The sequence below is a fragment of the Streptomyces sp. TM32 genome, from assembly GCF_004122755.1.
GTDB classification, from domain to species: Bacteria; Actinomycetota; Actinomycetes; order Streptomycetales; family Streptomycetaceae; genus Streptomyces; species Streptomyces sioyaensis.
Window position 1 is genome coordinate 1 of sequence record NZ_SDIG01000240.1, and the last position, 7458, is coordinate 7458.

At 67.1% G+C, this 7458-nt stretch carries 5 protein-coding genes and 3 pseudogenes; 5 read left to right on the forward strand and 3 right to left on the reverse strand.

Annotated elements, in window-relative coordinates:
• Positions 1 to 224 precede the first annotated feature (224 nt).
• Positions 225 to 1313, forward strand: coding sequence for a redox-regulated ATPase YchF (ychF, locus tag EST92_RS29965; RefSeq protein WP_129283833.1), 1089 nt, complete (start codon positions 225 to 227; stop codon positions 1311 to 1313).
• Between the two features lie 757 nt (positions 1314 to 2070).
• Here ychF and EST92_RS29970 read toward each other — a convergent pair.
• Positions 2071 to 3336 (reverse strand): insulinase family protein, encoded by a 1266-nt coding sequence (locus tag EST92_RS29970; RefSeq protein WP_129283834.1) that lies wholly within the window; start codon positions 3334 to 3336, stop codon positions 2071 to 2073.
• Between the two features lie 291 nt (positions 3337 to 3627).
• Between EST92_RS29970 and EST92_RS29975 the strand changes: the two genes are divergently transcribed.
• Complete coding sequence (locus EST92_RS29975) at positions 3628 to 4098, forward strand: hypothetical protein (protein WP_254069144.1); 471 nt, start codon at positions 3628 to 3630, stop codon at positions 4096 to 4098.
• Positions 4095 to 4385: a transcriptional regulator gene (locus EST92_RS29980; protein WP_129283836.1), complete on the forward strand. Its 291-nt coding sequence runs from the start codon at positions 4095 to 4097 to the stop codon at positions 4383 to 4385. Before EST92_RS29975 ends, EST92_RS29980 begins: the two co-directional genes overlap by 4 nt.
• A gap of 155 nt (positions 4386 to 4540) precedes the next feature.
• Here EST92_RS29980 and EST92_RS29985 read toward each other — a convergent pair whose 3' ends face one another.
• Entirely contained in the window at positions 4541 to 5572 is a 1032-nt protein-coding gene (locus EST92_RS29985) for a hypothetical protein (RefSeq protein ID WP_129283837.1), read from the reverse strand.
• A 307-nt stretch (positions 5573 to 5879) separates the two neighbouring features.
• Between EST92_RS29985 and EST92_RS29990 the strand changes: the two are divergent.
• Positions 5880 to 6035 (forward strand): annotated as a pseudogene (locus EST92_RS29990) (transposase); the annotation flags it as partial.
• A gap of 322 nt (positions 6036 to 6357) precedes the next feature.
• A pseudogene (locus tag EST92_RS32480) lies at positions 6358 to 6597 on the forward strand (integrase core domain-containing protein); the annotation flags it as partial.
• A 116-nt stretch (positions 6598 to 6713) separates the two neighbouring features.
• Here the strand turns inward: EST92_RS32480 and EST92_RS31440 are convergent.
• Positions 6714 to 7458, reverse strand: a pseudogene (locus EST92_RS31440) (type VII secretion protein EccC); the annotation flags it as partial.

Consider the following 7458-nt stretch of genomic DNA (forward strand, 5'->3'; position numbering starts at 1 on the left):
GGTCGACAGGGGGACATAGTCATGCCGGGCCAGAAGGCCGGGAGCCCCAAGATCATCGGGGCCATCTAAAAGGTAACGGGGGGCGGAGCGGGGCGGGTGGCCGGTCCCGGTGGCGGCGGCGCGCCGTCCCCCGCCCCGTAGACTGGTGGATCGGCCGTCCAGGGCTCCCGTCCCGGAGCGGCTGCCCACCCCACCACCTCCCCTTCGGAAGTCGAGTCGCCACCGTGTCGCTCACGATCGGAATCGTCGGTCTGCCGAATGTCGGCAAGTCGACCATGTTCAACGCCCTGACCAAGAACGACGTGCTGGCGGCCAACTACCCGTTCGCCACCATCGAGCCGAACGTCGGTGTCGTCGGCGTGCCCGACCCGCGCCTGGCCGCGCTGGCCGAGATCTTCTCCTCCCAGAAGATCCTCCCGGCCACCGTCGACTTCGTCGATATCGCGGGCATCGTCCGCGGCGCCTCCGAGGGCGAGGGCCTGGGCAACAAGTTCCTCGCGAACATCCGCGAGTCCGACGCGATCTGCCAGGTCATCCGCGCCTTCAAGGACGAGAACGTGGTCCACGTCGACGGCAAGGTCTCGCCCAAGGACGACATCGAGACCATCAACACCGAACTGATCCTCGCCGACCTCCAGACCATCGAGAAGGTGCTGCCGCGCCTGGTCAAGGAGTCCCGGATCAAGAAGGACGTGGCCCCGAAGGTCAAGGCGGTCGAGGCGGCCAAGGAGATCCTGGAGAAGGGCGACACCCTCTTCTCCGCGGGCATCGTCCAGGGCTCCGGCAAGGAGGAGCTCCTCCACGACCTCCACCTCCTCACCACCAAGCCCTTCCTCTACGTCTTCAACGTCGACGAGGACGAGCTGACCGACGAGGACTTCAAGAACGAGCAGCGCGCCCTGGTCGCCCCCGCCGAGGCGATCTTCCTCAACGCCAAGCTGGAGGCCGACCTCGCCGAGCTCGACGAGGACGAGGCCCTGGAGCTCCTGCAGTCCGTCGGCCAGGACGAGCCCGGCCTCGCCACCCTCGCGCACGTCGGCTTCAACACCCTCGGCCTGCAGACCTACCTGACGGCCGGCCCCAAGGAAACCCGCGCCTGGACCATCAAGAAGGGCGCCACCGCCCCCGAGGCCGCCGGTGTCATCCACACCGACTTCCAGAAGGGCTTCATCAAGGCCGAGGTCATCTCCTTCGCCGACCTCGTGGAAACCGGCTCGGTGACCGAGGCCCGCGCGGCCGGCAAGGCCCGCATGGAGGGCAAGGAGTATGTGATGCAGGACGGGGATGTGGTGGAGTTCCGGTTCAACGTGTAGCCGCTGCCATAGCATCGGCGTAGTGACCTGGCAAACACGCAGGTCAAATGGGGTCGGGTCGCTTCGGGTCCGACCCCGTCGCCATGCCCGTTGCTGGATCCGTGCTGGATTTCCTGACGTCTCGTCACCTGTCATCATCCCTGGTTATCCGCACCGTTGCTGGATCGGCGCTGGATAGAGCTGACGGGGCATTAGCTGTATGGGGTGTCGTGCAGCTACGGATGTCGTTGCTGACGGGGCGCCACGAGCCGGCCGGTGCAGGGCCACGGGCCGTGACATCCCTGCGGGCGTCAGCCGGAGCGTATCGGGGCCCGCTGTGTCGTGTGGGTAGCGATCGTGGAACCGCGCGGCTTCCTGGCCGCAGGTTCGAGTCCTCGGCGGGACACAGACAGATGGGAACGGGGGCGAGCTGCGGGTTTCCGGGCCGCGGGTCACCGTCGAGGCTGTGCTGCCCCTGCAGAGCCGGTAACTTCGGTCGGGTGAACGAGGACTGGGGTGGCGGTGATCTGGCGCGGCTGCGTGCAGGGGTTTACGCGGCATACGGTCCCGTACTCGTGGACTTGTTGTCGGCGCATGCGAGGGAACCGGTGCTGCAGCTGGTGGGCGACGCCCTCCTGCGTGTCGTGGGGGGTGTGCCCGGTGCGGTGGATCAGGCACAGATGTGTGTCGCGGGGCTGCGCGGCCGAGCTCATGGGGCGGGCGGGCACGGGCCTGGCTTTGTGAGAGGGCTTCCGGAGGCGTCGGCTGGAAAGAACGGTCATGTGTGGCGGGCCGTCCACTGGTCGCAGACTTCGGTGACCGAACTGGGCCTGCCGAGCACGACGAGGTCCATGTCATCAACGAGGAAGAGCGCGGCGCAGGCCGCGGTGACCTCCGCAGCGGTCGCCTGCGACAGGAGGTCCGGCAGGCGCTCCGCCCAGTCGGCTGGCCGACCGGCGGACAAGCCGTCCCGCAGGAGGTCGGCCTTGGCGGCCGGGGAGTCGAAGGCGCCGAGCAACTGGGCGGCGCAGAAGGCCCGGATCGGCGCCAGCTCCGCCGCGGTGACCGGTGAGCTCTGGAACGCCCGCAGCGTCTCCCGGACGGCGGTGGTCCCCTCTGCCGGGTCCTGCTGGTGCAGGGTCGCCCTGATGCCGGCCCGGGGGAAGCCGAGGCAGACGTCTCGGGCGGCGTACAGCGTGGGGACGAGGCCCGCCCGGAGTACGTGCTCCGGTACCCGGGAGCCGTATTGGGTGCAGATCACCGCTGTGGCCAGATAGCGCGCTGCGGCGCCGGTCCCGCCTGCCGGTTCCGGGGCGCTCAGGGCCAGCCGTACGTCGTCCGCCGCGTCGTCGCGCAGCGCCAGGATCCCGGTGGCCGGCCGCCCGTCCCGCAGGACCCTCGGGACGGGCACGGTCGTGGAGGAGGCCCCCGGCCAGTCGGACAGCGCCCGTGCCGCGTCGGCGGTGAAGCGCTCGGGATCGAAGGCGCCGACCGCGACCAGCCAGCCGCCGCCGTGTTCCAGGACCGAGCGGTGCACGGCGCAGAGGTCGTCGGGGGCGGCCACCGGACGTCCGGCCCCGAGCCAGTGGCGGCGTAACGCGGTGTCCATCACCGCGTCCGGAGTGTGCGGCCGCAGTGGCCGGCCCGGTGCGGGCAGCGCGCCGCGCATCGGAGCAGTGAGTGCGGCGAGTCGGTCCAGCCACACCGTCGCCAGGTCAGGTGCGGTGTAGCCGGTGACGTCGAACCACTGACCATCCGTGGTCATGCGGAAGTTGCCACCGGTGGCCTCGATGCGGCGGCTGGTCGCTCCGCCGCTTCCGGCCAGAAGCCGTATCAGCGCCTCGACCGCGTCCGGGTGCTGCCACCCCAGGGCGCCAAGGGGAAGCCGGAACCGCAACTCAACCAGGGGGGAACGGTGGTCCTGGACGGCCAGGACGGTGGTACCGCCGGCGAGCGTGATCTGGCATCGGGGGCCGTGATATGGCGTGGGCTGCGCACCGAGCGGTGGCAGCGAGCGGGCCTCCGCGAACCCTAATGATCTCACGCAAAACGGGACTCTTTCAACTGGCGAAGCGTCAATCGGTTTCTTTCGCCAATCATTGACGTTAAAGAGATGCAGCTTGGCTTGCGCAAGCCGCAACCTCTCGCAGCCCTCGATGATCCGCGCCGGCAGTTGGGGTCATGGGTGAGGATCGCTGCGTGTCGATCTTGACTATCGGCGACCACTCGCGGCCAACTCCGCTGATGGGACTCGCTCCCTCCGTTTCTGTAGCCGTCTCAGGGCTGCGAAAAGGTCACTTGCCATGACGGCAAGTGACCTGTAATGCTTTCCGTCATGGAAACTAACTCGGACAGCCCCGGGCACACGACTCCGGATTCGGCCCGTTCGGCCCTGGATGCCGTCGCCGCCTCCCAGGCTCGTGCGGCCACGCGCATCGTCGCGCCGTGGTGGTACCACGTGGGCCTGGGCGCCACGCTCGCGCTCGTCTTCCTTGCCATGAGCCTGCGGGTGGCCTCCTGGGCGGGCGCCGTACTCGTCATCGTGGTGCTCGGTCTCGGCTACGCGGTCCGGCGCGCGACCGGCGTCTCGTACGAGCGCTACACCTCCACCCCCGGCGCCATCAAGGTCTACGGCGGGTACGTCTTGGCCCTCGTCCTGCTGGCCGCCGCCGGCATGTACCTGGAGTGGGGAGCCGGCGTGCACTGGGCCATCGCCGTGGCCGGCGGCGTCATCGGCGTGCTCACCGTGGCCGTGGGGTACCGCGTCGATGCAGTTGCCCGACGCGACATCCGGGCCGGAAGATGACCGGCGCGGCCTTCGACGAGGTGATCCACGCGCCGAACCGGTTGCAGATATGCAGCATGCTCGCCCCCGTCGACGCCATGGAGTTCTCCGTCGTCCGCGAGGCGCTGGACGTCAGCGACTCGGTGCTGAGCAAGCACATCAAGGTGTTGCAGGCAGCCCAGTACGCCGAGGTCACGAAGGTCCGCCGGCGCACTTGGCTCGCACTCACCCCGGAAGGCCGGGAGGCCCTCGCCGGCCACATCGCCGAGCTCCGCCGCATCGTCGAGCAGGCGGAAGCCGACCGCTGATCGCGCGGGTGTGTTCCGGCTCCCGGACCGGTCCCCTTCGGGCTGTCATCACCTGACTAGTGCCGCATCAGCCAACGTTCGCCCTGTGCTGGCGACTGGCATGCCGCCAGGACAGACCGATCAGCATGGAGTTGATCGCGCAGGGCTAACCGCCCTCAGGAGGAGAACCACACATGGACGTGGCCCCAAAGCTGGTTTACCACCTGAACGAGTCCGTCCACGCTGACGAACGTGGTGCGAAGGCCCTCCAGAGCTGATTGGATACGGCCCGGATTCCGGTCCTCAGCCGAAGCCCGTAGTTCACGGTCCACATTACCGAGATCATCCTCGGCCCGCTCCCGATCCAAGCGTGAAAGGCCGTTGGCATCAGGAAGCGCCCGGCGCAACTGCTCGACCAACTGCAACGCAGCCGCTAGGTCCACTTCTCCTGATGTCTGTGCGCCCGGCACCGTGTTGTTCACGGTACTCTTTTGGACGCCACCGCTGATCGTGTGCGCTACCGTGCCGGCGCCACGCGCGTCGATCTTGACACTGGGCTGCTGGCGCTTCTTCTCTACGTTACTCATGCGCTTTCTGTCTCCCCCGTACTCTTCGAAGATGCGCTGCCCGCGGCGGGTGAGCCGCCAGCGTCGTCCGTCGTGCACAGCGTAGCCCTCGCTGCTCGCCCAGGTGCGGGCCCGCTCGATGACTGCTTGGTTGAGCTTCTGGCCACGGAACCACACAAGAGTTGACCGGTCGCTATCCGATTCCTCACTCGGCCTGCTGAGGAGCCATCTCAGGTAATGGTCCAGGATGTCTTCGCGTAATTTTGGATCAGCCCACAACGCGTCTGCATGCCGCCGCTCTTCACGGGCCCTTAGCTGCCGCTCACGGGTGTGCGCCCTTCGCTGCTCTTCCTCTCGCTTGGCCCTGGCAATCTCTTGCTCGACCCTGGCTTCCTCTCGCCTGGCCCTGGCTTCCCGCTCCTCTTCCTCTCGCCTGGCCCTGGCTTCCCGCTCCTCTTCCTCTTGCCTGAGCTCGGCTTCCCACTTCTCTTCCAGTGCCTCTCTGCGCCGAGCCTTCTCCTTGGGGCTGGTCCTCGGGCCTGCCCCCGCGATGAACAATGTGGTCAAGAGCACGAGCAGCAGAACAACGATCAGTACCGCCTTCACTAAAGGGTTCTCCACGTATGCCGTCGCCACATGCATTGCCATCCTCCCTTGAGCCTCCCGGCCATGCTGATAAGTCTGTCCTGACGGCATATCAGTCGCCAACAGGGCGAACGTTGGCTGATGCGGCACTAGCCCAAGTGCGGCGTTCCACATTGCCTTATTGGTGGCACCGCAATGGGGCGCTTGCCCTCCGGAGTTGGCATGACTTTCTCCCCCCTGTCGAACATGCGGCCTGGGGGGTGTCACCGGCTCCGGAGGCATCGACAGACCGCTGATTGGGGGCATGACCAGCGTCCTTTTCGCAGGTCGGGAGGCTCCTCATCATGTGGATGTGGGCGAGGCCTTCGACAAGCGCCTGCCCAACACCGAGCCCAGGCTCCGCGAGGTCTTCACCAAGCTGAAGACCAAGCACGAAACCGCTCTCGTTGCGGTCGACCAGCCTGCTTCCATCGGCGCCCTGCCGCTGGCCGTCGCCCGGGACCTGGGGTGCAAGGTCGCAAAAGTGCGGTGCCATCGTTTCCCCGGTCAGAGCCGCCTGCTCGGCCCGCTCGACGATGCGGCGGAAATCCTCCTACAGGGCCGACCGGTTCGTACCGGTTCCACACGTACGGCCTCTGGAACAGCGGCACCGTGTAACGCACGTCCCTGCCGAAGATCCGCCGCAGGTCGACCGTGTCCGCTCTCATGGATTGGGGTCCCCTCCCTAGCGCCCAGGTTATTACCGGAGCGATCTTCGCTGCAGTTGATTGGCCTGATCCGTGAACTTCGGCAGGTCGACGGCGGGGAACACTTGGGGTGGTGGGATGCTGCTCAGTCTTGTGGTCGGAGACGGCTACGACAATGCCCTGATGGAGAGCACGATCGGCCTGTTCAAGACCGAGCTGATCAAGACCCGGCGGCCCTGGAAGACGCTGTCCGACGTCGAACTCGCCACCGCTGAATACGTGGACTGGTACAACCATCGACGACTCCACGGTGAGATGAGCCACGGCCCGCCCGTCGAAGACGAGAACAGCCACTACCTCTCAACCACGAAACCCCAGGTCACAACCAACTTCTGAGATCTCTATCGAACCCGGGGCGGTTCAGTGATCCTTGCCCGGTGGCTTGGGCGCTGTGCGGGCCATGGTTGCGGAGGTTCCATGAGAGGCATAGCCGTCGGTAGCCGCTTGGAAGGCTACTGATCCGGTTGCCAGCCGAGTTGGACCAGGGGTGTGCCGCGTTTGCGGGTGATGTAGTGGGCGCGGCCTGGTGGCATGGGGCGGGGGCGGACGTTGGCGAGGATGTCGCCTTCGTTGGGGTCGCCGGAGAGGATGAGGGCTTGGGCGCCGAGTTCGGTGAGGCGTTGGAGGACGGGTTCGTAGAGGGCGCGGGAGATGCCGGCGGTGGTGCGGGTGAGGATGAAGTGGATGCCGGTGTCGCGGGCGTAGGGGAGTTTGTCGGTCAGTACGGCCAGGGGGTTGCCGGTGCTGGTGGCGATGAGGTCGTAGTCGTCGAGGAGGACGAAGAAGCGGGGGCCGGTCCACCAGCTGCGGTCGCGGAGTTGTTGGGGGGTGACGCCGGGGGTGGGCTTGCGGCGTTCCATGAGGCCGGCGAGGGCGTTCATGTGGACGTCGAGGGTGTCGTCGGTGGGGGCGTATTCGAGGAGGTGGGTGGCGGGGATGGCGTCGAGGAGGGTGCGTCGGTAGTCGCCAACGATGATCTTGGCTTCGTCGGAGGTGTAGCGCTCGGTGATCTTGTGGGCGATGTGGCGGAGGGTGGCGGTCTTGCCGGATTCGCTTTCGCCGAGGATGAGGAGGAAGGGGTCGGTTTCGAAGTCGGCGTAGGCCGGTTCGAGGTTGGTTTCGTCGAGGCCGAGAGCGATGCCGCGGTGGGGGAAGTCCGAGCCTTTGGGGAGGTGGGCGGCGGGGACGGTGTGTGGG

Coding starts and splice junctions, on each gene's coding strand:
- EST92_RS29985 (WP_129283837.1), bottom strand. CDS start 5,572: ATGCATGTGGCGACGGCATACGTGGAGAACCCTTTAGTGAAGGCGGTA.
- EST92_RS29980 (WP_129283836.1), top strand. CDS start 4,095: ATGACCGGCGCGGCCTTCGACGAGGTGATCCACGCGCCGAACCGGTTG.
- EST92_RS29975 (WP_254069144.1), top strand. CDS start 3,628: ATGGAAACTAACTCGGACAGCCCCGGGCACACGACTCCGGATTCGGCC.